This is a genomic window from Burkholderia sp. Ac-20379 (assembly GCF_017104645.1).
Lineage (GTDB): Bacteria > Pseudomonadota > Gammaproteobacteria > Burkholderiales > Burkholderiaceae > Burkholderia.
This window is the reverse complement of sequence record NZ_JAAGPF010000006.1, coordinates 15184-35890: the sequence shown is the minus strand read 5'-3', so window position 1 is coordinate 35890 and position 20707 is coordinate 15184. Positions and strand designations below refer to the sequence as shown.

19 protein-coding genes are annotated in these 20707 nt (G+C 66.8%); 15 read left to right on the top strand and 4 right to left on the bottom strand.

Annotated features, from left to right (window positions below):
• Window positions 1–17: 17 nt before the first annotated feature.
• The gene (phhA, locus tag G3N92_RS01660) at window positions 18–929 is read right to left on the bottom strand and encodes a phenylalanine 4-monooxygenase (RefSeq protein ID WP_241014506.1); all 912 of its coding nucleotides are present in this window, start codon (window positions 927–929) and stop codon (window positions 18–20) included.
• Between the two features lie 139 nt (window positions 930–1068).
• Here phhA and G3N92_RS01655 point away from each other — a divergent pair, with 139 nt between their 5' ends.
• The gene (locus tag G3N92_RS01655; RefSeq protein WP_206125704.1) at window positions 1069–1560 is read left to right on the top strand and encodes an Lrp/AsnC family transcriptional regulator; all 492 of its coding nucleotides are present in this window, start codon (window positions 1069–1071) and stop codon (window positions 1558–1560) included.
• A 72-nt stretch (window positions 1561–1632) separates the two neighbouring features.
• Here G3N92_RS01655 and G3N92_RS01650 read toward each other — a convergent pair whose 3' ends face one another.
• Window positions 1633–2163, bottom strand: a complete 531-nt coding sequence (locus G3N92_RS01650) for a class IV adenylate cyclase (RefSeq protein WP_206125703.1) — start codon at window positions 2161–2163, stop codon at window positions 1633–1635.
• A gap of 229 nt (window positions 2164–2392) precedes the next feature.
• The gene (locus G3N92_RS01645; protein WP_206125702.1) at window positions 2393–3292 is read right to left on the bottom strand and encodes a LysR family transcriptional regulator; all 900 of its coding nucleotides are present in this window, start codon (window positions 3290–3292) and stop codon (window positions 2393–2395) included.
• A 135-nt stretch (window positions 3293–3427) separates the two neighbouring features.
• Here G3N92_RS01645 and G3N92_RS01640 point away from each other — a divergent pair, with 135 nt between their 5' ends.
• From G3N92_RS01640 to G3N92_RS01615, 6 genes are all read left to right on the top strand, one after another.
• Complete coding sequence (locus G3N92_RS01640) at window positions 3428–5119, top strand: GMC family oxidoreductase N-terminal domain-containing protein (protein WP_206125701.1); 1692 nt, start codon at window positions 3428–3430, stop codon at window positions 5117–5119.
• Window positions 5120–5548: 429 nt separating this feature from the next.
• Window positions 5549–6328, top strand: coding sequence for an ABC transporter ATP-binding protein (locus tag G3N92_RS01635; RefSeq protein WP_206125700.1), 780 nt, complete (start codon window positions 5549–5551; stop codon window positions 6326–6328).
• Between the two features lie 38 nt (window positions 6329–6366).
• Window positions 6367–7128 (top strand): ABC transporter ATP-binding protein, encoded by a 762-nt coding sequence (locus G3N92_RS01630; protein ID WP_241014513.1) that lies wholly within the window; start codon window positions 6367–6369, stop codon window positions 7126–7128.
• A gap of 79 nt (window positions 7129–7207) precedes the next feature.
• Window positions 7208–8410, top strand: coding sequence for an ABC transporter substrate-binding protein (locus G3N92_RS01625; protein WP_206125698.1), 1203 nt, complete (start codon window positions 7208–7210; stop codon window positions 8408–8410).
• A 100-nt stretch (window positions 8411–8510) separates the two neighbouring features.
• Window positions 8511–9395, top strand: coding sequence for a branched-chain amino acid ABC transporter permease (locus G3N92_RS01620; protein WP_206125697.1), 885 nt, complete (start codon window positions 8511–8513; stop codon window positions 9393–9395).
• Complete coding sequence (locus G3N92_RS01615) at window positions 9395–10369, top strand: branched-chain amino acid ABC transporter permease (RefSeq protein ID WP_206125728.1); 975 nt, start codon at window positions 9395–9397, stop codon at window positions 10367–10369. The genes G3N92_RS01620 and G3N92_RS01615 overlap by 1 nt, the downstream gene beginning before the upstream one ends.
• 524 nt (window positions 10370–10893) lie before the next feature.
• Here the strand turns inward: G3N92_RS01615 and G3N92_RS01610 are convergent.
• Window positions 10894–11217 (bottom strand): hypothetical protein, encoded by a 324-nt coding sequence (locus G3N92_RS01610; RefSeq protein WP_206125696.1) that lies wholly within the window; start codon window positions 11215–11217, stop codon window positions 10894–10896.
• Between the two features lie 16 nt (window positions 11218–11233).
• On the opposite strand from G3N92_RS01610, the gene G3N92_RS01605 reads away from it, so the two are divergent.
• The 8 genes from G3N92_RS01605 (at window position 11234) to G3N92_RS01570 (ending at window position 20704) form a co-directional block, all read left to right on the top strand.
• The gene (locus G3N92_RS01605) at window positions 11234–12364 is read left to right on the top strand and encodes an ABC transporter substrate-binding protein (protein WP_241014512.1); all 1131 of its coding nucleotides are present in this window, start codon (window positions 11234–11236) and stop codon (window positions 12362–12364) included.
• 167 nt (window positions 12365–12531) lie between these two features.
• A complete protein-coding gene (locus tag G3N92_RS01600; protein WP_206125694.1) occupies window positions 12532–13587 on the top strand; it encodes a branched-chain amino acid ABC transporter permease in 1056 nt (351 codons plus the stop codon).
• A 4-nt stretch (window positions 13588–13591) separates the two neighbouring features.
• Complete coding sequence (locus tag G3N92_RS01595; protein WP_206125693.1) at window positions 13592–15391, top strand: branched-chain amino acid ABC transporter ATP-binding protein/permease; 1800 nt, start codon at window positions 13592–13594, stop codon at window positions 15389–15391.
• Window positions 15388–16134, top strand: a complete 747-nt coding sequence (locus G3N92_RS01590) for an ABC transporter ATP-binding protein (protein WP_206125692.1) — start codon at window positions 15388–15390, stop codon at window positions 16132–16134. The genes G3N92_RS01595 and G3N92_RS01590 overlap by 4 nt, the downstream gene beginning before the upstream one ends.
• A 160-nt stretch (window positions 16135–16294) precedes the next feature.
• Window positions 16295–18265, top strand: coding sequence for a tRNA uridine-5-carboxymethylaminomethyl(34) synthesis enzyme MnmG (gene mnmG, locus G3N92_RS01585; RefSeq protein ID WP_206125691.1), 1971 nt, complete (start codon window positions 16295–16297; stop codon window positions 18263–18265).
• Window positions 18262–18951 carry a 16S rRNA (guanine(527)-N(7))-methyltransferase RsmG gene (gene rsmG, locus G3N92_RS01580; protein WP_206125690.1) on the top strand — a complete coding sequence of 230 codons (690 nt, stop codon included), beginning with the start codon at window positions 18262–18264 and terminating at the stop codon, window positions 18949–18951. Before mnmG ends, rsmG begins: the two co-directional genes overlap by 4 nt.
• 56 nt (window positions 18952–19007) lie before the next feature.
• Window positions 19008–19778: a ParA family protein gene (locus tag G3N92_RS01575; RefSeq protein WP_206125689.1), complete on the top strand. Its 771-nt coding sequence runs from the start codon at window positions 19008–19010 to the stop codon at window positions 19776–19778.
• A gap of 38 nt (window positions 19779–19816) precedes the next feature.
• A complete protein-coding gene (locus G3N92_RS01570) occupies window positions 19817–20704 on the top strand; it encodes a ParB/RepB/Spo0J family partition protein (protein WP_206125688.1) in 888 nt (295 codons plus the stop codon).
• The last annotated feature ends 3 nt before the right edge of the window (window positions 20705–20707 follow it).

Below are 20707 nucleotides of genomic sequence, written 5' to 3'. Positions count from 1 at the left end.
CGGGATTTGATCGCGCGTCAGGCCGCGACGCGATCGCTTGCGTCGGCGTCCTCGGCCCAGCCTTCGCCGGTGCCGCGATGGAACACGCGGTCGCCCTCGAGCACCGCGCCGGCCGGGTGCTCGCCGAGCTCGGCCAGGCGGCGCGCCAGCGCGCGCGCATCGACCTTGGCCAGCGCGAACAACTGCGCGAAATCGTCGATCACGAAGTAGGTCTTCTGGAACGTGTCGATGCGGTAGGCGGTGCGCATCACGCGATCGAGATCGAAGCCGATCCGGTTCGGCGCCGCGCTTTCGAGGCTGTAGACCGATTCGCCGCGGCTCGACACGATGCCGGCGCCGTAGATCCGCAGCGTATCCGGGTCGTCCTGGCTGCGGATCAGCCCGAATTCCACGGTGTACCAGTAGAGCCGGCCGAGCAGCGCGAGCGCCTCCGGATCGTCGATCACGGCCAGCGCGGCCTGGCCGTACGCGTGCATGTAGTCGGCGAACACCGGATCGATCAGCAGCGGCACGTGGCCGAACAGATCGTGGAAGCAATCCGGTTCCTCGAGGTAATCGAGCTGATCGGGGCGGCGCATCCACCAGGTCACGGGAAACCGGCGGTTCGCCAGATGCGTGAAGAACACGTCGCTCGGCACGAGGCCCGGCACCGCGACGATTTCCCAGCCGGTGGCCGGCTTCAGTTGACGGTTCACGTCCGCGAACGACGGCACGCGATCGGCCGGCAGCGTCAGGCGCTTCATGCCGGCCACGAACGCGTCGGCCGCGCGGCCTTCGAGCAGCGCCGTCTGGCGCGCATAGAGTTCCGCCCACACCGCGTGATCCACCCGGCCGTAGCGGTCGAGCGGCTGATCGATCGTGAAATCGGCGCGGGTTTCGAGACCCGCGTCGAACTGCTCCTGCAGCTTCGCGGTGACGACGGTGGACATGACTGGCTCTCTGTTCGATCGGTGACGATGAATGCCAGTGTAGAGCGGACAACGCGCGGGAAGGGCGCAATCTCGACGTGGAATTGCCGATTAATGCGATAATCGCGCATCAAAATCACAATTCACGCGGAGAATTTTCATGTTGGAACTCGATCACTTCGATCTGGCGCTGCTCGACGTGCTGCAGCGCTTCGGCCGCGCCACGCACCAGCAGCTCGGCGAGCAGGTGCCGCTGTCGCCGTCGCAGATCGGCCGCCGCCTGCAGCGGCTCGAATCGGCCGGCGTGATCGACGGCTATCGCGTGGTGCTGCGCCCCGAGCGGCTCGGGCTTGGCGTGACCGCGTTCACGAGCCTGAAGCTCAAGCATCACGGCGATTCGATCATCGAGCAGTTCCAGCAGCAGATCGACGTGCTGGCCGAGGTGCTCGAATGCCACGCGGTGGTGGGCGATGCCGATTATCTGCTGCGGATCGTGGCGCCGGACCTGAACGCGCTGTCGTCGTTCGTGATGAAGAAGCTGATGCGCGTGCCGGGCGTGGACAGCGTGCGCTCGAACATCGTGCTGACCACCTTCAAGCGCAACGGGCCGCTGCCGCTGTCGCATCTGGAGCCGGGCGCGGCGCCCGCCTGAGCGGGGCGCGCCGGATCGCGACGCCGGGCGGAGCGCGCCCGCCCGGCTGTTGCTGACGCTTGGTTGCCGGGTTCAGGCCGCTTCCGCCGCCGGCGCGGCCAGCAGGTCCACATAGGCCACCGCCACCAGCGCCTCGGCCGGCACGCCGAGCTTGGCGAACAGCTCGTGCGCCTCGGCCTCGCCGCCGGCTTCCTCGTCGTCCTCGGCCAGCAGCACTTCCAGCTCGATGAAATCGCCGAGCCCGTCGACGCGATCCAGATGGATGCGCGTGCGGCCGACCAGATAGACGTGACGCTCCTTGCTGACGATGCCGCGCGTGGTCAGCGCGGTGGCCAGCAGCGCGTGCATCGCTTCGGGGTTCGTGACCGGGCTGCGCGTGTAGTACGACACCTTCGGGCCGTCGCGGTCGTCGCGCTGGTAGAAGATCAGCTCGGGCGGGGTGTTGTCGTCGAAGCGGCGCAGCTTGAGCCGGCCGCGCGGCACGTCGTAGAAGAAATCCTGTTGACGGTAGAACAGCGGAGCTTCGGTGGCGAGCGATGCCGCCTTGTCGCGCAGGGCGTCAAAGTCGCTGACGCGGGCCTTGATCTCGATATTGCGTGCCATGCAGTTCTCCTCGTTCTGGGCGATCGAATCGCTTGGGTTGGGAGGAAGAATCTAGCAAAAAGTCGGAGTCCGTGGCGTGACGCTGGCCGAAAGGCCAGGAAAACGGTTACCGCGAAAGGTGAGGAAAAATCCGGAAGGTGAGGATTTTTCATTCATTGTGCTCACCGTTTAAAGGTGAGGAAATTCCCGGAATTTCGAATACACCGCCTTGCCTGGCGGGGCTTTGGCGCTATCCGGCCCATTGTTGCTCGACGAGCCGCAGCGCCGCGGCGATCACCGGTTCCTCGCGCCGGTCGGCGCGCGTCATGAACGTCAGCTCGGTCGGCACGCTGACCGGCTCGACGATCACCAGCGCGTGCGCGTGCGCCTCGCGCAGCGCGATCGAATCGCGCACCAGCGACAAGCCCACGCCCGATTTCACGAGATCCAGCATCGACGGTTCCTGATCGACCTCGGCCACCTTCACCGGTTGCACGCCGGCCTCGGCGAAGCGGCGCGACAGCAGGCGGTGATGGGCCGACGAGGGCGGCGTCCAGATCCACGGCAGCGCGGCCAGCGCGCGCCAGTCGCGGGCGCGCTGCACGCGCTCCTTCCAGCCGGCCGGCGCCATCACGCGGTACTGGTAGCGCGTCAGCGTGAGCGTGTGGAACAGCACGCCGTCGAGCGGATCGTCGTCGTCGGGGCGGCCGATCGAATAGCCGACGTCGAGCTCGCGCGCCCGCACGGCCTCGCGCACCCAGCCCGACATGCCGTGGCGCAGCTCGGTTTCGATCTGCGGATAGGTTTCGACGAGCTGCCGCAGAAAGCCGCCCAGACGCAGGAATTCGGGATCGAGCACGGTGCCGATCCGCAGCCGGCCGCGCACTTCCTGACGCAGCGCGCTGGCCGCGCGTTGCACGTCGCTGGCGGCCGACAGCGCGCGCTCCGCGTGCGGCAGCAGCGCCTGGCCGTCGCGCGTCAGCACGAGCCCGCGCGAGGTGCGCGTGAACAGCACCACGCCGAGCGTCTGCTGCAGATGCTTGATCTGCAGGCTGACGGCGGGCTGCGTCAGGCACAGGCGTGCGGCCGCGCGCGTCAGGTTGCCTTCGCGCGCCACCGTGGCGAACGCACGGAGCAGGATCAGATCCATCGAGCGATATTAGCGATGCTTATAAAGCTGTTCAGCATAACTCATTGGATTCGGATCGCGGGGCGCGGGTACGCTTCGATGCATTCGCTGCCGGCAAGCTGCCCGCGCAGCGCCAAAAACGAAAGGAGACAGATCGTGACATCCCCCCGCACGCTCGAAGGCGAATTCGATTACGTGATCGTCGGCGCGGGCACGGCAGGCTGCGTGCTGGCGAACCGCCTCAGCGAGGATCCCGACGTGTCGGTGCTGCTGCTCGAAGCGGGCGGCAAGGACGATTACCACTGGATCCATATCCCGGTCGGCTATCTCTACTGCATCGGCAATCCGCGCACCGACTGGCTCTATAAAACGCAACCGGAAGCCGGCCTCAACGGCCGCGCGCTGTCGTATCCGCGCGGGCGGGTGCTGGGCGGCTCGTCGTCGATCAACGGCATGATCTACATGCGCGGCCAGCGCGAGGATTACGACGATTGGGCGCGCCTGACGGGCGACGCGGGCTGGGCCTGGGATTCCGTGCTGCCGGTGTTCCGGCGCAGCGAGGATCACCACGGCGGCGCGAGCGACATGCACGGCGCGGGCGGCTTGTGGCGCGTCGAGAAGCAGCGGCTGCGCTGGGAGATCCTCGAGGCGTTCTCGCAGGCCGCGCAGCAAACCGGCGTGCCGGCCACCGACGATTTCAACCGCGGCGACAACACCGGCGTCGGCTATTTCGAGGTGAACCAGAAACGCGGCGTGCGCTGGAATGCGTCGAAGGCGTTCCTGCGGCCCGCGCTGTCGCGCTCGAACCTCACGATCATCACCGGCGCGCAGGCCGAGCGGCTCGTGTTCGAGGGCGCGCGGTGCCGCGGCGTCGAATATCGCGGCGGCGGCCAGGCGTTCGTCGCGAACGCGCGCGCCGAGGTGATCGTCGCGTCGGGCGCGGTCAATTCGCCGGCGCTGCTGGAGCTGTCCGGCATCGGCGACGCGCAGCGCCTGCGCGCGCTCGGCATCGCGGTGCAGCGCGACCTGCCCGGCGTCGGCGAGAATCTTCAGGATCACTTGCAATTGCGCAGCGCGTTTCGCGTGTCGGGCGTGCGCACGCTGAATACCTTGTCGGCGCACTGGTGGGGCAAGCTCGCGATCGGCGCGGAATACCTGCTGCGGCAAAGCGGGCCGATGGCGATGGCGCCGTCGCAGCTCGGCGTGTTCACGCGCTCCGATCCGTCGATGGCGCGCGCCGATCTCGAATATCACGTGCAGCCGCTGTCGCTCGAGCGTTTCGGCGAGCCGCTGCACCGCTACGACGCGTTCACCGCGTCGGTCTGCAACCTGCGGCCGACCTCGCGCGGCAGCATCCACATCGCGTCGCCCGACGCGTTCGCGGCGCCCGCCATCGCACCGAACTACCTGTCGACCGACGAGGACCGGCGCGTGGCCGCCAACGCGCTGCGCCTCACGCGTCGCATCGCGGCCGCGCCCGCGCTCGCGCGCTACCGGCCCGAGGAAGTGCTGCCGGGCACGCGCTATCAAACCGAGGCCGAACTGGCCGAGGCGGCCGGCGCGGTGGGCACGACGATCTTCCATCCGGTCGGCACCTGCCGGATGGGCCGCGCCGACGATCCGCAGGCCGTGGTCGACAGCCGCCTGCGCGTGCGCGGCGTGGCGGGGTTGCGGATCGTCGATGCATCGGTGATGCCGCTGATCACGTCGGGCAACACCAATTCGCCGACGCTGATGATCGCCGAGCGCGCGAGCGACATGATCCGCGCGGACCGGCGCGCGGGCGGGGCGGTCGAGACCGTGATCGCGCCGGTGCCGCCGACGGTGACCGCCGCCACTGCCATCTGATCGACGCTGTCGCGACTGCCGACTGCCGACTGCCGACTGCCGACTGCCGACTGCCGACTGCCGACTGCCGACTGCCGACTGCCGACCGCCGACCGCCGACCGCCGACCGCCGACCGCCGACCGCCGACCGCCGACCACGCTCGCGATAGCGCACCACAATCCGTCCCGCAATCGAGGTTTCCGGCAATGCCGCGGCGCGCCATCGCAACCGGCGCGCCCGCGCGCAATGCGATCTCTTAGTGCAAATCCCGATGAATGCACTGCACCAACGGCGCGACAATGCTGCGCAGCAGGCATGCGTGCCGACGCACGCGCGTCGCTGCCGGATGCCCGCGCCTGGCTCGGGGGCAGGTCGCATCGGCACGCGGCGGCGCAGTGGCTCGCGCGAGATTTTTGCGGTGTTTCGCGTCATATCGGACGGAAGCGGACATGATTCTCGGCGACACGATTCTCGAGACGCGCGGGCTGACCAAGGAATTCCGCGGCTTCACCGCGGTGGGCGGCGTCAACCTGCGCGTGCGGCGCGGCTCGATCCATGCGCTGATCGGCCCGAACGGCGCGGGCAAGACCACCTGCTTCAATCTCCTCACCAAGTTCCTCAAGCCCACGTCAGGGCAGATCGTCTATAACGGCCTCGACATCACGCGTGAGCGGCCCTCGCAGATCGCGCGGCGCGGCATCATTCGCTCGTTCCAGATCTCGGCGGTGTTCCCGCATCTGACGGCGTTGCAGAACGTGCGCGTCGGCCTGCAGCGCACGCTCGGCAGCGAGTTCCATTTCTGGCGCAGCGCGCGTTCGCTGCGCCGCCTCGACGACCGTGCGATGGATCTGCTGACCCAGGTCGGCCTGACCGATTTCGCGCATGTGCGCACCGTCGAGCTGGCGTACGGCCGCAAGCGCGCGCTCGAGATCGCCACCACGCTCGCGATGGAGCCCGAACTGATGCTGCTCGACGAGCCGACCCAGGGCATGGGCCACGAGGACGTCGATCGCGTCACGGCGCTGATCAAGAAAGTCTCGGCCGGGCGCACGATCCTGATGGTCGAGCACAACATGAACGTGATCGCCGGCATCTCCGACACCATCACCGTCCTGCAACGCGGCGAGGTGCTGGCCGAAGGTACGTACGCCGAAGTATCGAAGAATCCGCTGGTGATCGAGGCCTACATGGGCAGCGCCGACGCCGGGCTGACGGGAGCGCACGGATGAGCGCGGGCGAACGGCGGGAACCGGCGCTGGCCGGCTCGATGCACGGCGCGGCCGCGGCGTTCGACGCGTCGCTGAAGGTGGCCGACGCGCAGGCCGCGCCGGCGCTGGCGATCCACGATCTCGAAGCCTGGTACGGCGAATCGCACATCCTGCACGGCGTGGAGATGACGGTCGGGCGCGGCGAGGTGGTCACGCTGCTGGGCCGCAACGGCGCGGGCCGCACCACCACGCTGCGCGCCATCATGGGCCTGACGGGCCGGCGGCGCGGCTCGATCCGGATCGCGGGCCGCGAAACCATCGCGCTGCCCACGCACCGCATCGCGCACGGCGGCGTGGGCTATTGCCCGGAAGAGCGCGGCATTTTCTCGAGCCTGTCGTGCGAGGAGAACCTGCTGCTGCCGCCGGCGGTCGGGCCGCGCGAGAACGCGATGTCGCTCGACGAAATCTACGCATTGTTTCCGAACCTGGCGACGCGCCGGCACAGCCAGGGTACGCGGCTGTCGGGCGGCGAGCAGCAGATGCTGGCGGTGGCGCGCATCCTGCGCACCGGCGCGAACCTGCTGCTGCTCGACGAGATTTCCGAGGGCCTCGCGCCCGTGATCGTGCAGACGCTCGCGCGCATGATCGTCGCGCTGAAGGCGCGCGGCTACACGATCGTGATGGTCGAACAGAACTTCCGCTTTGCCGCGCCGCTCGCCGACCGCTTCTACGTGATGGAGCACGGCCGCATCGTCGAGCATGTCGAGGCGGCGCAACTCGACGACAAGATGCCCGCGCTGCACGCGCTGCTCGGCGTCTGACGTGCCGGGCGCGCCGCGGCCGCCACGCGCGGCGGCGGCGCGCTCCATAACCACAAGTGCATCACACCAGGAGACGTCAATGAAACTGAGCACCCTCGCGCGCGCCTGTCTCGTCACCGCGTTCGCCGCCGCGGCCGCCTCCGGCCCGGCGCACGCGGCCGATGCCGTGAAGATCGGCTTCATCACCGATTTGTCCGGGCTGTACGCCGATATCGACGGGCAGGGCGGGCTCGAAGCGATCCGCATGGCGATCGCGGATTTCGGCGGCAAGGTGAACGGCAAGCCGATCGAGCTGGTGTATGCGGATCACCAGAACAAGGCCGACATCGCTGCCTCGAAGGCGCGCGAGTGGATGGATCGTGACGGCCTGGACCTGCTGGTGGGCGGCACGAATTCGGCCACGGCGCTGTCGATGAATTCGGTCGCGGCCGAGAAGAAGCGCGTGTACATCAACATCGGCGCCGGCGCCGACACGCTGACCAACGAACAGTGCACGCCGTACACGGTGCACTACGCCTACGACACGATGGCGCTGGCCAAGGGCACCGGCTCGGCCGTCACGAAGCAGGGCGGCAAGACCTGGTTCTTCCTGACCGCCGATTACGCGTTCGGCAAGGCGCTCGAGAAAAACACCTCGGACGTGGTCAAGGCCAACGGCGGGCAGGTGCTCGGCGCGGTGCGCCATCCGCTCTCGGCGTCGGATTTCTCGTCGTTCCTGTTGCAGGCGCAGGCCTCGAAGGCGCAGATCCTCGGCCTGGCCAACGCGGGCGGCGACACCGTCAACGCGATCAAGGCCGCCAAGGAGTTCGGCATCACCAAGAGCATGAAGATCGCCGCGCTGCTGGTGTTCATCGACGACATCCATAGCCTCGGCCTCGACACCACGCAGGGCCTGGTGCTGACCGACAGCTGGTACTGGAACCGCGACGACGCCTCGCGCAAGTGGGCGCAGCGCTATTTCGCGAAGACCAAGAAGATGCCGTCGAGCCTGCAGGCCGCCGATTATTCGTCGGTGACGACCTATCTGAAGGCCGTGCAGGCGGTGGGCTCGACCGACGCCGACAAGGTCATGGCGCAACTGAAGAAAACCAAGATCGACGACTTCTACGCGAAGGGCTACGTGCGCCAGGACGGCAGCATGATCCACGACATGTACCTGATGGAAGTGAAGAAGCCGTCGGAATCGAAGGAACCTTGGGACTACTACAAGATCCTCGCGACGATCCCGGGCGATCAGGCCTACGGCACCAAGCAGGAATCGCGCTGCGCGTTGTGGAAGTGAGCCGGCTCGTTCGCAGCGTCCGGTGATGCGCGTGCGCCGCCGGCCACCACGGTGAGCCGGCGGCGCATGTGTCGCGCACCCTTAACAGACGGCAGATTCGATGAACATCTTTGGCATTCCGTTGTCGGCGATGCTGAGCCAGTTGCTGCTCGGCCTCGTCAACGGCTCGTTCTACGCGATCCTGAGCCTTGGGCTCGCGGTGATCTTCGGGCTGCTCAACGTGATCAATTTCGCGCACGGCGCGCTGTTCATGCTGGGCGCGATGCTCGCGTGGATGGGGCTCAACTATTTCGGCCTGCCGTACTGGGCGATGCTGGCGATCGCGCCGCTGATCGTCGGCTTGTTCGGGATCCTGATCGAAAAGACCATGCTGCGCTGGCTCTACCGGCTCGATCACCTGTACGGCCTGCTGCTGACGTTCGGCCTGACGCTGGTGATCGAGGGCGTGTTCCGCTCGATCTACGGCGCGTCGGGCCAGCCCTACGACGTGCCCGCGTTGCTGACCGGCGCGACCGATCTCGGCTTCATGTACCTGCCGAACTACCGCGCCTGGGTGGTGGTGGCGTCGCTGACGGTGTGCCTCGTCACCTGGTTCGTGATCGAGAAGACGCGCCTGGGCGCCTACCTGCGCGCCGGCACCGAGAACCCGAAGCTGGTCGAGGCGTTCGGGGTGAACGTGCCGCGCATGATCACGCTCACCTATGGCTTCGGCGTGGCGCTGGCCGCGTTCGCGGGCGTGCTCGCCGCGCCCGTGATTCAGGTGTCGCCATTGATGGGGCAGCCGATGATCATCACCGTGTTCGCCGTGGTGGTGATCGGCGGGATGGGCTCGATCCTCGGTTCGATCGTGACGGGCCTGCTGCTCGGCGTGATCGAGGGCTTCACGCGCGTGTTCTATCCCGAGGCATCGGCCACCGTGGTGTTCGTGATCATGGCGCTGGTGCTGCTGGTCCGCCCGGCGGGCCTGTTCGGCAAGGAAAGATGATGCAGAGAAAAGTGCTTTATGGCCTGCTGCTGGCCGGCCTCGCGTGCGCGCCGTTCGTCGGCGTCTATCCGCTGTTCGTCATGAAGGTGATGTGCTTCGCGCTGTTCGCGGCCGCCTTCAACCTGCTGATCGGCTATACCGGGCTGCTGTCGTTCGGCCATGCGATGTTCCTTGCCACGGCCGGCTACCTGACCGGCTACACGATCCAGACGCTCGGCTTCACGCCCGAGCTGGGCGTGGCGGCCGGCACCGCGGCGGCCACGCTGGTGGGGCTGGTGGTGGGCCTGTTCGCGATCCGTCGGCAGGGCATCTATTTCGCGATGATCACGCTGGCGTTCGCGCAGATGATCTACTTCGTCTACCTGCAGGCGCCGTTCACGCACGGCGAGGACGGCCTGCAGGGCGTCGCGCGCGGCCGGCTGTTCGGCCTGCTCGATCTGTCGCAGGACCTGACGCTCTACTACGTGGTGCTGGTGGTGGTGGCGCTCGCGGCGATGGGCATCGTGCGGATCGTCCATTCGCCGTTCGGCCAGGTGCTGGTGGCGATCAAGGAGAACGAGCCGCGCGCGATCTCGCTCGGCTACGACACCGATCGCTTCAAGCTGCTGGCGTTCGTGCTGTCGGCAGCGCTGGCCGGGCTGGCCGGCGCGCTGAAGGTGGTGGTGCTCGGCTTCGAGACGCTCGGCGACGCCTACTGGACGATGTCCGGCCTCGTGATCCTGATGACGCTGGTGGGTGGCATGGGCACGCTGTTCGGCCCGTTGCTGGGCGCGGCGCTGATCGTCGCGCTGGAGGAGCGGCTCGGCGATATCGGCAGTGGGCTCGCGTCGGTCACGGGCGTCGACTGGTTCCGCTCGCTCGGCGAATCGACCTCGATCGTCACCGGCCTGATCTTCATTGCCTGCGTGCTGGCGTTCCGGCGCGGCATCGTGGGCGAGATCGTGGCGCGCGTGAAGCCGCTCGGCACGTCGTGATGCGCAGCGTCAAAGCGCTGGCCGGCGCAGGGTGTACGCAGCGTGAAACGGCCGCGAACGCCCGTCAAATGGACGCCTCGTTGCCGGGAATTGTGCCCAATTTCCGTGCGGCGATGCACCATAGGGGTAAATGCTAGGTTGCTCGTAATTCCACGCTTGTTTAATCTTCGTTCCAGTTCTGATGCACCGCGAACACAGATTTTGCAGGTGGAGAACGAGGAGACAATCGAGGCACAAAGTGCCCGGCCCCAAAGCGCTGTTGGACGGAATCCAACAGCGCTTTTTCATTTGGCGCGGCGGTTCGCGCATCCGGTTTTTCCGCATCCCTTCCTGTTTCGTTTTCCCTGAATTTCCATCGTTCTCCGGTTTCGGTGTCTTGCCGTTTACCCGGTTTGTCGCGCGCTCGTGGCGCCCGCTACACTCGCTTTCGCCAAGCATTCGGCGCGGTGACGCCGCGCGATTCGCGGGCGCGCTCATGGGCCGATCAGGGCTCGTTCCGCGCCGGGTGGGCAGGGTGCTCGGGATCAATCGCCGGAGCGGTTGCGTGTGTTTGCCGGGCCGCGGGTGGCGCGTCCAAGGCCCTGACCTTGGATGCGCACGGCGAGGGGCGTGGCGGGCCTTTTAAGCAGCCTGTCGGCGGAAGTAGCCGCTGCCGTTGCAAGGGCGGCGGACGTTTCCCAGCACCGGCCGGCGCCGCGGCCGCGGCGATCGGTCAATCGCTCGAACAGGACGCGTGCTTCGAGGCGCGCCTTTTTATTGCATGCGCAACGGGCGATCGGCCGGCCGGTGGCCGCCACGACGATATCGACGACAACGAACAACGTGGGGAGACAGGGCATGACGATCAAGCGATGGACGCGAGCGATGCTGGCGGCGAGCCTGGCCTGCGGCGTGACGGCCGCGGCGGCGCAGGTGAAGGTGGGCGTGTCGGTGTCGGCCACGGGGCCGGGCGCGTCGCTCGGCATCCCCGAGAAGAATACGGTTTCGCTGCTGCCGAAAACGATCGGCGGCCAAACCATCAGCTACATCGTGCTCGACGACGCATCGGATTCGAGCCGCGCCGTGCAGAACACCCGCAAGCTGATCGACGAGGATCGTGTCGACGCGGTCGTCGGCTCGACGATCACGCCGAACTCGCTGGCCATGATCGACGTGGCCGCGCAGGGCCGCACGCCGATGATCTCGCTGGCCGCCAGTGCGCAGATCATTTCCCCGATGGATGCCAAGCGCGCGTGGGTGTTCAAGACGCCGCAGAACGACCGGCTGATGGCCGACGCGATCGCGAGCTACATGGCCAAGCACGGCGTGAAGACGGTCGGCTTCATCGGTTTCGCCGATGCGTACGGCGACGGCTGGTCGAACGTGTTCACGGCGGCCGCCGCCGCGAACGGCATCCGGATCGTCGCCAACGAGCGCTACAACCGCCCGGACACATCCGTGACGGGGCAGGTGCTCAAGCTGCTCGCCACGCGGCCCGACGCGGTGCTGATCGCCGGGGCCGGCACGCCGGCCGCGTTGCCGGCCAGGACGCTCAAGGAGCGCGGCTACGCGGGCAAGGTCTATCAAACGCACGGCGTGGCCAACAACGATTTCCTGCGCGTCTGCGGCAAGGATTGCGACGGCGAATTGCTGCCGGCCGGCCCGGTGCTGGTGGCCGACCAGTTGCCCGATTCCAACCCCGTGAAGACGCCCGCGCTGGCCTACAAGGCGGCCTATGAGACGGCGTATGGCGCAGGCTCGCTGTCGACCTTCGGCGGCCATATGTGGGACGCCGGGCTGATGTTGCAGCGGGCGATTCCCGAAGCGCTGAAGGCCGGCAAGCCGGGCACGCCCGCATTCCGCGAAGCGTTGCGCACGGCGCTCGAAAACCTCCGCAACCTGCCGGCGTCGCACGGCGTGTTCAACACGTCGCCGTCCGATCACAACGGCTTCGATGCCCGCGCCCGCGTGATGGTGCAGATCGTCGACGGCAGGTGGAAGCTGCAGGCCGATTGATTGGCCGCCGGCCGCGATGTTTCATGTGAAACATCGCGGCGCTTGCCTTGCCTGGCGGGCGCCGCCCGCGTTTGCCTCCGCTTTCGTGGCCGCTTCTGCCACCGCTTTTGCCGCCGCTTCTGCCACCGTTTCGATCTCCGCTTCCCGACCCAACCGGATTCGATCGCATGGATCTTTCGATTGCGCTGATTCTCGCGCAGGACGGCATCACGACCGGTGCGATCTATGCGCTGCTCGCGCTGGCGCTGGTTCTGGTGTTTTCCGTGACGCGCGTGATCTTCATCCCGCAAGGCGAGTTCGTGGCCTATGGCGCGCTGACGCTGGCGGCGTTGCAGGCGCAGAAGGTGCCCGCGACCTGCTGGCTGCTCGTCGTGCTCGGCATCGCCAGCTTCGTGCTCGACGTGGCGGCGTTGCTCCGGCATCGCGAACACCGCCACGCGCTTGGCCGCACGTTGACGACGCTGGCCGGCCGCTGCGTGCTGATGCCTGTCGCGGTGTTCGCCGTGGCGCATGCGACGGCGAACACCGCGTTGCCGATGCTGGCCCAGATCGCGTTGACGCTGGCGATCGTCGTGCCGATGGGGCCGTTCGTCTACCGGCTCGCTTATCAGCCGATCGCCGAGGCCAGCACGCTCGTGCTGCTGATCGTGTCGGTGGCCGTGCACTTCGCGATGGTCGGGCTGGGCCTCGTGATGTTCGGCGCGGAAGGCTCGCGCACGGCGGCGTTCTCCGATGCACAGATCGCGCTCGGCGCGCAGACGATCTCGATGCAGAGCGTGGTGGTGATCGTCACGGCGCTGGCGATGATCGCCGCGCTGGCGTTGTACTTCGGCCGGACGATCGCGGGCAAGGCGCTGCGTGCGACCTCGGTGAATCGGCTCGGCGCGCAGTTGGTCGGGATCGGCACGACGCAGGCGGGGCGGCTCGCGTTCACGCTGTCGTCGGCGCTTGGCGTGCTGTCCGGCATTCTGGTCGGGCCGCTGACGACGATCTATTACGACTCGGGTTTCCTGATCGGGCTGAAGGGGTTCGTCGGCGCGATCATCGGCGGGCTGGTCGGTTACCCGCTTGCTGCGGCCGGCGCCGTGCTGGTGGGCCTGCTCGAATCGTATGCGTCGTTCTGGGCCAGCGCGTACAAGGAGGTGATCGTGTTCACGCTGATCATCCCGGTGCTGCTCTGGCGCAGCCTCGCGTCGCCGCAGAACGACGACGAGGAGGGCTGACGCGATGAAGATGCGGCTTCGCCATCGCCTGTTCGCGGCGTTCGCGGTCGTGCTGTTCGCGTTGCCGGTGCTGCCCGGCGCGCTGCGGATTCCCGAGTTCTGGATCACGCTGCTGAACACGATTGGCCTCGATGCGATCGTCGCGATCGGCCTGGTGCTGCTGACCGGCATTGGTGGCATGACGAGCTTCGGACAAGCCGCGTTCGTCGGCATCGGTGCGTACGCCACGGCCTATCTGAGCACCGCCTGCGGCCTCTCGCCGTGGCTCGGTCTGGTGGCCGGCGTGGTGCTGACCGCGCTCGTCGCGCTGGTGCTCGGCGCCGTGACGATGCGGCTGTCCGGGCATTTCCTGCCGCTCGGCACGATCGCCTGGGGCCTTGCGCTGTTTTATCTGTTCGGCAATCTGGCGTGGCTCGGCAAGTACGACGGCATCAACGGCATCCCGGCGCTGCACGTGCCGGGCTTCACGTTCGACACCGGCCGCAGCTTCTATTACCTGATCTGGCTCGTGGTGCTGGCGGCCATCGTGTCGGTGCGCAATCTGCTGGACAGCCGGCCCGGCCGGGCGATCCGCGCGCTGCGCGGCAGCGCCGCGATGGCCGAGGCGATGGGTGTGAACACGGCGTGGCTGCGCGTGACGATCTTCGTCTATGCGGCCGTGCTGGCAGCCGTGTCGGGCTTTCTCTACGCGCACTTGCAGCGATCCGTGAATCCGACCCCGTTCGGGCTCAATCACGGCATCGAGTTCCTGTTCATGGCGGTAGTGGGCGGGGCCGCGCATGTCTGGGGTGCGGTGCTTGGCGCATCCATCCTCACGATCCTGCAGGACTGGCTGCAATCGCTGCTGCCGAAGCTGCTTGGCCAGGACGGCAACTTCGAGATCATCGTGTTCGGCGTGCTGATGGTGGTGCTGTTGCAGACGGCGCGCGACGGCGTCTGGCCGTTTCTCGCACGGCGCTGGATCGGACGCTTTCCGTCGCACGGCCCGCAGGCGAGGGTGCCGGAATCGGCCGAGCCGTTGCCGCGTCGTGCGCGGCCCGTGGCCGGCGAATCGCTGCTGGAAGTGGCGCGGGTGACCAAGACGTTCGGCGGGCTGGTCGCCGTCAACGACATCAGCTTCGAGGTCAAAGCGGGACAGATCGTCGGCCTGATCGGCCCGAACGGCGCGGGTAAATCCACCACGTTCAACCTCGTCACGGGCGTGTCGCGAGCGACGGGCGGCGCCATCCGCTTCCGTGGCGAGCGGATCGATTTGATGGTTTCACGTGAAATCGTTCGGCGCGGGATCGGCCGCACCTTCCAGCATGTGAAGCTGGTGCCTGGTATGACGGTGCTGGAGAACGTCGCGATTGGCGCGCACTTGCGCGGCTCGGCCGGTGTCTGGCGCAGCGTCGCGCGGCTCAATGCGCGTGAGGAAGCACGGTTGCTGGCTGAAGCGGCCACGCAATTGCAGCGCGTGGGCCTGGGCGCACAGATGCATGACGAGGCGGGCAGCCTGGCGCTGGGGCAGCAACGGATCGTCGAAATTGCCCGCGCGCTATGCTGCGATCCGACGTTGCTGCTGCTCGACGAGCCGGCGGCCGGGCTGCGTTATCGGGAAAAGCAGCAATTGGCCGAGCTGCTGCACAGGCTGCGCGACGAGGGCATCAGCGTGTTGCTGGTTGAGCACGACATGGATTTCGTGATGAATCTGGCCGATCGACTCGTCGTCATGGAGTTCGGCGCACGCATCGCGGAGGGGCCGCCGGACGAAGTCAGGCGCGATCCGGCCGTGCTCGAAGCCTATCTCGGCGGGGTGGAATGATGGCGGCGATCCTCGAAGTCGACGGCTTGTCGGTGCGTTACGGCAAGGTCGAGGCGCTGCACGGCGCGTCGATCCGCGTCGCACCGGGGCAGATCGTCAGCGTGATCGGCCCGAACGGGGCAGGGAAGTCGACGCTGTTGAACGCGATCATGGGCGCGTTGCCGGCTACCGGGCGGGCCAGCGGCGCAGTGCGTTATCGCGGTGAAACGGTGGCGGCCTTGCCGGTGGAACAGCGCGTCGTGCGCGGTATGTGCCTGGTGCCGGAAAAGCGCGAGCTGTTCGGATCGATGACGGTCGAAGACAACCTCGTGCTGGGTGCGTACCGCCGCAAGCAGGCAGGCGAGGCGCACTATCTCGACCAGCTCGATCCGGTGTTCGCGCTGTTCCCGCGCTTGAAGGAGCGGCGCAGGCAAGCGGCCGGCACGCTGTCCGGCGGCGAGCGGCAGATGCTCGCGCTGGGCCGCGCGCTGATGGGCAAGCCCGATCTGTTGATGCTCGACGAACCGAGCCTCGGGCTGGCGCCGCTGATCGTGAAAGAGATCTTCCACATCGTCAGTGCGCTGCGTGAAACGGGTGTCGCCATCCTGTTGATCGAGCAGAATGCGCGGGCGGCGCTGCAGATTTCCGACCACGGCTATGTGCTCGAAACTGGCGAATTCGTGCTCGACGGGCCGGCAGCCGAACTGGCGCAGAACCCTCGCGTGATCGACAGCTACCTTGGCTTGACCCGCAAATCCGGCTGATCGGCGGCCGGTCTGTTGGAAAAATGCGGCGTGTTTCACGTGAAACACAGCGATTTTTGCGCCTCGTCCATTCGGACGATATTCGGGCCAAAAGCGAACCCGCTATAATTCGCCCCATACTTCTCTCTAGGTTCGCGATCGTTCTGACGCGAAATCCGCAATGCTTTATCCCACTGAATTTGACGTGATCGTCGTTGGCGGCGGTCATGCCGGTACGGAAGCCGCTTTGGCGTCCGCGCGCATGGGCGTGAAAACGCTGCTGCTGACGCACAACATCGAGACACTCGGGCAGATGAGCTGCAACCCGTCGATTGGCGGGATCGGCAAGGGCCATCTGGTCAAGGAAGTCGATGCGTTGGGCGGCGCCATGGGCATCGCCACCGACGAATCGGGCATCCAGTTCCGGATCCTGAACTCCTCGAAGGGCCCGGCCGTGCGCGCCACGCGGGCCCAGGCCGACCGTCTGCTCTACAAGCAGGCGATCCGCAGCCGCCTCGAAAACCAGCCGAACCTCTGGTTGTTCCAGCAAGCCGTGGACGATTTGATCGTCGAGGGCGAGCGAGTGGTGGGCGCTGTTACGCAGATCGGCATCCGCTTCCGCGCGCGCGCGGTGGTGCTGACGGCTGGCACGTTCCTGGACGGCAAGATCCACGTCGGCCTGAACAACCACACCGGCGGGCGGGCAGGGGACCCGGCGGCAGTCACGCTGTCGTCGCGTCTCAAGGAACTGAAGCTGCCGCAAGGCCGCCTCAAGACCGGTACGCCGCCGCGTATCGACGGTCGCTCGATCGACTTTTCGAAGCTCGAGGAGCAGCCGGGCGATCTCGATCCGGTGCCGGTGTTCTCGTTTCTCGGCCGCGCCGATATGCACCCGCGCCAGATGCCGTGCTGGGTCACGCATACCAACGAGCGCACGCACGACATCATCCGCGGCGGCCTCGATCGTTCGCCGATGTACACGGGTGTGATCGCCGGTGTCGGCCCGCGCTACTGCCCGTCGATCGAAGACAAGATTCATCGTTTCGCCTCGAAGGATTCGCACCAGATCTTCCTGGAGCCGGAAGGGCTGACCACCCACGAGTTCTACCCGAACGGAATCTCCACCAGCCTGCCGTTCGACGTGCAGCTCGACCTCGTGCATTCGATGCGCGGGCTCGAGCACGCGCACATCCTGCGGCCCGGTTATGCGATCGAGTACGACTACTTCGATCCGCGCGGCCTGAAGGCATCGCTGGAAACCAAGGTGATCGACGGGTTGTTCTTCGCGGGCCAGATCAACGGCACGACCGGCTATGAAGAAGCGGCCGCACAGGGTCTGCTGGCCGGGATCAACGCCGGCCGCTATGCGCAGGACAAGGAAGCATGGTGCCCGCGCCGCGACCAGGCTTACCTCGGCGTGCTCGTCGACGACCTGGTTACGCAAGGCGTGTCCGAGCCGTATCGCATGTTCACGAGCCGTGCCGAATATCGTCTGAGCCTGCGCGAAGACAACGCCGACATGCGCCTGACCGAAATAGGCCGCGAACTGGGCGTGATCGACGACGCCCGCTGGGACGCGTTCTGTCGCAAGCGCGATGCTGTTTCACGTGAAACAGAACGCCTGCGCAAGACCTGGGTGACGCCGAAGACGTTGCCGGCCGACGAAGCGGAAGCGCTGCTCGGCAAGGCGATCGATCACGAATACAGCCTCGCCGAACTGCTGCGCCGTCCGGGCATCAGCTATGCCGGCGTGTGCGGATTGCGTGGCGGCGAATGCGGCCCGGCCGAAGCGCTGGCCGACGATCCGGTGCTGCTTGCCCAGATCGAAGAACAGATTGAGATCGGCATCAAGTACCAGGGCTATATCGAGCGCCAGGCTGGCGAGATCGAACGCAACGGTGCGCACGAGAACACGCGACTGCCGGAAGGCATCGACTACGCGGAAGTGCGTGGTCTGTCGTTCGAGGCGCGCCAGAAATTCGAGCAGCATCGGCCTGAAACGGTCGGCCAGGCATCGCGGATTTCCGGCATCACGCCGGCCGCCATCTCGCTGTTGATGGTGCATCTGAAGCGCGGCCTCGGCCGTCGCGGCGCGGCAGCTGGTTCGACGTCCGGCGAAGCAGGGGGCAACAACGTCCCGACGCAGCAATGACGGGGCGTAACGCAATGGCGGGGGGCTCCCGCGATGCGCTGCACGCGCTGCTGACCGAAGGACTTGCCTCGCTCGACATCGCGCTGGACGAGGCTCAGGTGACGAAGCTGCTCGACTACGTCGCACTGCTCGGCAAGTGGAACGCGGTCTACAACCTGACCGCGATCCGCGATCCGCGCCAGATGATGATTCAGCACATCCTCGATTCGCTGTCGATCGTGCCGCATCTGCGCGGCCTGAAGGCCACGACGGCGCTCGACGTCGGCTCGGGCGGCGGGTTGCCCGGCATCGTGCTGGCCATCGTGTTTCCGCACTGGCAGGTCACGCTCAACGATATCGTCCACAAGAAGTCCGCATTCCAGACGCAAGCCAAGGCCGAGCTGAAGCTCGCGAACCTGTCGGTCGTCACGGGCCGCGTCGAGACGCTGCGTCCGGGCCACGAAGTGCCGGGCCAGTTCGACGTGATCGTGTCGCGCGCGTTTGCCGACCTGTCGGATTTCGTCGCCCTTGCCCGGCACTTGGTGGCGCCGGGCGGGGCAATCTGGGCGATGAAGGGCGTGCAGCCCGACGACGAAATCGCCCGTTTGCCGGAAGGCTCGCAAGTTCGCCAGACGATCCGGCTTGCGGTGCCGGCACTCGATGCCGAGCGCCATCTGATCGAAGTCGGCGTTGCCGAAGCACATTGAATGATGAAGGGTGCGCCAAGCCGCACCCGATGTTTTGATTGAGGGACAAACCAACGATGGCAAAAATCTTCTGTGTGGCCAACCAGAAGGGTGGGGTCGGCAAGACGACCACGACGGTCAATCTCGCCGCGAGCCTCGCCGCCCAGCAACAGCGTGTCCTGCTGATCGACCTGGACCCGCAGGGCAATGCCACCATGGGTAGCGGTATCGACAAGGCCACCTGCGAATCGACCGTCTACGAAGTGCTCGTCGACGGCGTATCGATCGAGCAGGCGCGCGTGCGCCCCGAGTCGCTCGACTACGACGTGCTGCCTGCCAACCGCGAGTTGGCCGGTGCGGAAATCGAACTGGTCGACGTCGAGAATCGCGAGCGTCAACTGAAGGCGGCGATCGAGAAGATCGAGGATCAGTACGATTTCGTGCTGATCGATTGCCCGCCGGCGCTGTCGCTGCTGACGCTGAACGGCTTGTGCGCGGCGCACGGCGTGGTGATCCCGATGCAGTGCGAATACTTCGCGCTCGAAGGCCTGTCCGATCTGGTCAACACCATCAAGCAGATCCACGCGAACCTGAACCGCGAGCTGAAGGTGATCGGCCTGCTGCGCGTGATGTTCGACCCGCGCATCACGCTGCAGCAGCAGGTGTCGGATCAGTTGAAGGCGCACTTCGGCGACAAGGTGTTTGACACGGTGATCCCGCGCAACGTGCGGCTCGCCGAGGCGCCCAGCTACGGGCTGCCGGGCGTGGTGTTCGATCGCGCATCGCGCGGCGCGCAGGCCTACCTGCAATTCGGCGCCGAGATGATCGAACGGGTGCAGACGCTTTGACGCGTCGTTCCAGCGGACTATCGAACGAGGGAAAGTCGATGAATGCGGTAGCAAAGAAGAAAGGCCTGGGACGCGGGCTCGAAGCCCTGCTCGGCGGCAGCGCCGACATCACCGAAGCCGTGAAGATCGAGGGCGCGCTCAATACGCTGCCGCTCGACAAGCTGCAGGCCGGCAAATACCAGCCGCGCACGAGGATGGACGAGGGCGCGCTGCAGGAGCTGGCGTCGAGCATTCGTGCGCAGGGCGTGATGCAGCCGATCCTGGTGCGCCCGGTCGGCGCCGATCGCTTCGAGATCATCGCGGGCGAGCGGCGTTTCCGCGCCTCGCGTCTGGCCGGGCTGACGGAAGTGCCGGTGCTGATCAAGGAGGTCAGCGACCAGGCCGCGGCGGCCATGGCGCTGATCGAGAACATCCAGCGCGAGGATCTGAATCCGCTCGAAGAGGCGCACGGCATCCAGCGCCTGCTCGACGAATTCAACTTCACCCACGAGCAGGCCGCCGAATCGGTGGGCCGCTCGCGCAGCGCGGTGTCGAACCTGCTGCGCCTGCTGAACCTCGCCGCACCGGTGCAGACCATGCTGCTGGCCGGCGATCTCGACATGGGCCACGCGCGCGCGCTGCTGGCCGTCGATGCCGCCACGCAGATCACGCTGGCGCATCAGGTCGTCAACCGCCGCCTGTCGGTGCGCGAAACCGAGAAACTGGTTGCGCACACCACCAAGGAAGCGCCGACGCTGAAGGCCAAGTCGAAGGAAGACGGCGGCCGCGACACGCGCCGGCTCGAGGAGGAGCTGTCCGACATGCTCGCCTCGAACGTCAAGATCAAGCTGGGCCGCCGTGGCCGCGGGCAGTTGACGATCGACTTCGGCGATCTCGATGCGCTCGAGGGCATCCTCCTGCGCCTGCGCGGCAATATCGCCGCCTGAGGC

Bases quoted from the DNA above. Each gene is read 5' to 3' on its own strand.
- G3N92_RS01620 (WP_206125697.1), top strand. From the start codon at position 8,511: ATGAACATCTTTGGCATTCCGTTGTCGGCGATGCTGAGCCAGTTGCTG.
- G3N92_RS01655 (WP_206125704.1), top strand. From the start codon at position 1,069: ATGTTGGAACTCGATCACTTCGATCTGGCGCTGCTCGACGTGCTGCAG.
- mnmG (WP_206125691.1), top strand. From the start codon at position 16,295: ATGCTTTATCCCACTGAATTTGACGTGATCGTCGTTGGCGGCGGTCAT.
- G3N92_RS01605 (WP_241014512.1), top strand. From the start codon at position 11,234: ATGCTGGCGGCGAGCCTGGCCTGCGGCGTGACGGCCGCGGCGGCGCAG.
- G3N92_RS01635 (WP_206125700.1), top strand. From the start codon at position 5,549: ATGATTCTCGGCGACACGATTCTCGAGACGCGCGGGCTGACCAAGGAA.
- G3N92_RS01600 (WP_206125694.1), top strand. From the start codon at position 12,532: ATGGATCTTTCGATTGCGCTGATTCTCGCGCAGGACGGCATCACGACC.
- G3N92_RS01650 (WP_206125703.1), bottom strand. From the start codon at position 2,163: ATGGCACGCAATATCGAGATCAAGGCCCGCGTCAGCGACTTTGACGCC.
- G3N92_RS01570 (WP_206125688.1), top strand. From the start codon at position 19,817: ATGAATGCGGTAGCAAAGAAGAAAGGCCTGGGACGCGGGCTCGAAGCC.
- G3N92_RS01625 (WP_206125698.1), top strand. From the start codon at position 7,208: ATGAAACTGAGCACCCTCGCGCGCGCCTGTCTCGTCACCGCGTTCGCC.
- rsmG (WP_206125690.1), top strand. From the start codon at position 18,262: ATGACGGGGCGTAACGCAATGGCGGGGGGCTCCCGCGATGCGCTGCAC.
- G3N92_RS01630 (WP_241014513.1), top strand. From the start codon at position 6,367: ATGCACGGCGCGGCCGCGGCGTTCGACGCGTCGCTGAAGGTGGCCGAC.
- G3N92_RS01645 (WP_206125702.1), bottom strand. From the start codon at position 3,292: ATGGATCTGATCCTGCTCCGTGCGTTCGCCACGGTGGCGCGCGAAGGC.
- G3N92_RS01575 (WP_206125689.1), top strand. From the start codon at position 19,008: ATGGCAAAAATCTTCTGTGTGGCCAACCAGAAGGGTGGGGTCGGCAAG.
- phhA (WP_241014506.1), bottom strand. From the start codon at position 929: ATGTCCACCGTCGTCACCGCGAAGCTGCAGGAGCAGTTCGACGCGGGT.
- G3N92_RS01615 (WP_206125728.1), top strand. From the start codon at position 9,395: ATGCAGAGAAAAGTGCTTTATGGCCTGCTGCTGGCCGGCCTCGCGTGC.
- G3N92_RS01595 (WP_206125693.1), top strand. From the start codon at position 13,592: ATGAAGATGCGGCTTCGCCATCGCCTGTTCGCGGCGTTCGCGGTCGTG.
- G3N92_RS01590 (WP_206125692.1), top strand. From the start codon at position 15,388: ATGATGGCGGCGATCCTCGAAGTCGACGGCTTGTCGGTGCGTTACGGC.